The following is a 2,127-nucleotide window of genomic DNA, read 5'->3' on the forward strand; positions in this document are numbered from 1 at the left end:
GCCTATAATCTGATCCGCATCCCCAAACTGGTTGCAGCCCAGCCAGCCCAGACCTAGCCTCCCGGACGCGCCAGCCCAACGAGGCCTCCGCAACAAAAAAAACGCTTCATTCCTCACGTTTTTCAGCAGACTGCTAGATCATTGAAATGACTTGAATCTCACCCGACGTCAGGTTGTAGGCTTGAAAACAGAGGACCATGACAAAACCTACACCACGAAGGCGTCGATGGCGCATTGGCGAGCTTGCAGAGGCTACCGGCGTGACGGTTCGCACTCTGCATCACTACGAACACACGGGTTTATTGAGCGCCTCGGAACGCACCGGCGGCGGTCACCGAATGTACGACCGCGAGAGCGTACAACGAGTATATCAAATCCTAGCGCTACGTGAGCTTGGCTTCTCGCTTGAAGAGATTCGCAGAGCGATTGGGGGCAGCACCTCGCTCACTGACTTGTTGCGCATGCATTTGGAGAGAATTGAGCTTCAAGTCGCGCGTACAACCCTGCTGCGAGATCGCTTGCGCAACATGACAACGGATGGAGAAATACACGTCAGCGTAGATGAGCTACCTGCCACTCTGGACGCCATGTCACGGGTTGAGGAGCGCACTCAGGAGCTCCGATGCACATGCGTCCTGGACGCAGTTCGCGAGGAGCGGTGGCGGAAGATCCGCGACGACCTGCGCGATTGCGTGGAACGGGGTGAGCATCCCTGCAGCGAACGGGCGAATGCTGTGGCGCTTCAAGCGCGTTCACTAATCACTGAAATCGCCGGAATTGAATCGACCGTTTCAACAATACTGAAAGTTCTTGCGCGACTCAGTGCGCCTCGCAACATGACTGGCTGGGATCCCCACCTAATGCAGTATCTCGACCTCGCCCTTGCCGCCCTGAAGGATGAACCGCACTGACTTGTCGCGCACTTTGCGTGCACGACCGCCGCGTTCTCCATTTAGATGAGAATGAGATGAGTTTTTGACCTAAGCACGCGGCTCGCGTCGCGTGGTTGAGGACCTCGTTGTGCTCGTCTCGAGGTTTTGCCCCGTCTCTCCGTCCTCGAGATGCGGCTTTTTGATACATTCACCAGACGAAGCCTCTCCAATGGGCTTGAATCGTACGTAGCGTCAAATTGTACGATCTAAGTAGCTGGCCGCGGCCCCTGACAACACGGGACAACTCTGGCTAGCGGGAGGATCGTATGGAACTGCAACAGCATCAGAATGAAACGATTGCCGTTCTTGAGGACAGGCGCACCGCCGCCGATGGCTTTGCCGCTCTACGCCTAAGCCACTATCCAGGCGTGAGCGGACGCGCTCGAGGGCCGGCCGCTTCGAGCATGGGCGATTACCGGCTGCGCATCGTTCACAGCCACCCCAAACAGTAATCGAGACGGTCCGGTCCGACACCAAAGAGACAAGGCGGCCCCTCCCATGCCGCTGGCATGACAATTGTCGAACCGTCCGGGTAAACTGATCGTCGCGACGGCACATGCACCTAGATGTTCAGCGAAGTAATGGAAATGATGAAACGTCCTGCCGACCACGATACGCGACTGGCGTGGTTGCTCACGCTCGCGGTACTCGCCTCATATCTGGCGCTCGCGACACTGTTCGTGGAGCAGTCCTATGATGTCGATGGGCCTAAGGAACATTCTGTGCCCAAGGACACAGCTGAGCCTTCGTCGCTGCGTTACCTCTGCTTAGTCCTTTGCCGAGCTTCCACGGCGCAGTTTGAGAACGGACCGTCACCTGGACAACCGCAGAGCGATACCGCCGCCAAATTAGAATTGACAGCAATGCCGACGGGCTGCGAGGCGCTTGATTGCGCGCACGAGAATTGATGCGCTCGACGATTATGCTCGCAGCTGCTTCCGCGTCGGCGTGGAGCAAACCTTGGTGCCCAGTTTCGAAGCAGGTGAGCATTTCGACCTGCCCTTGGGGACACGAAATGGCCGACGTTCTCGCTGTCTCAACAAAAGCTCAACCTCGCCTGTGCGACCATCTACCCGCCTGTCGGACTGGCTTGCTGATAACTGAAATGGACCCGCGGAGCGGGACCGCTTGAACCGGTTTGTTAGTTGGAAACTGACTGCTCCTGATCCCTTTCTATCACGCAGCCAGAGACGCT

Annotated in this window: 3 protein-coding genes; all 3 read left to right on the plus strand. The window is 57.2% G+C overall.

Annotated elements, in window-relative coordinates; translation table 11 throughout:
* Nucleotides 1–197 precede the first annotated feature (197 nt).
* A complete protein-coding gene (locus YY7_RS0149790; protein ID WP_028169417.1) occupies nucleotides 198–911 on the plus strand; it encodes a MerR family transcriptional regulator in 714 nt (237 codons plus the stop codon).
* A 287-nt stretch (nucleotides 912–1,198) separates the two neighbouring features.
* Nucleotides 1,199–1,384, plus strand: coding sequence for a hypothetical protein (locus YY7_RS61710; protein WP_028169418.1), 186 nt, complete (start codon nucleotides 1,199–1,201; stop codon nucleotides 1,382–1,384).
* A 114-nt stretch (nucleotides 1,385–1,498) separates the two neighbouring features.
* Nucleotides 1,499–1,840 (plus strand): hypothetical protein, encoded by a 342-nt coding sequence (locus tag YY7_RS0149800; RefSeq protein ID WP_028169419.1) that lies wholly within the window; start codon nucleotides 1,499–1,501, stop codon nucleotides 1,838–1,840.
* Nucleotides 1,841–2,127 lie beyond the last annotated feature (287 nt).

Origin of the sequence: Bradyrhizobium elkanii WSM2783, from assembly GCF_000472865.1 — a bacterium.
GTDB classification, from domain to species: domain Bacteria; phylum Pseudomonadota; class Alphaproteobacteria; order Rhizobiales; family Xanthobacteraceae; genus Bradyrhizobium; species Bradyrhizobium elkanii_A.

Bases quoted from the DNA above. Each gene is read 5' to 3' on its own strand.
- YY7_RS0149800 (WP_028169419.1), top strand. From the start codon at position 1,499: ATGTTCAGCGAAGTAATGGAAATGATGAAACGTCCTGCCGACCACGAT.
- YY7_RS61710 (WP_028169418.1), top strand. From the start codon at position 1,199: ATGGAACTGCAACAGCATCAGAATGAAACGATTGCCGTTCTTGAGGAC.
- YY7_RS0149790 (WP_028169417.1), top strand. From the start codon at position 198: ATGACAAAACCTACACCACGAAGGCGTCGATGGCGCATTGGCGAGCTT.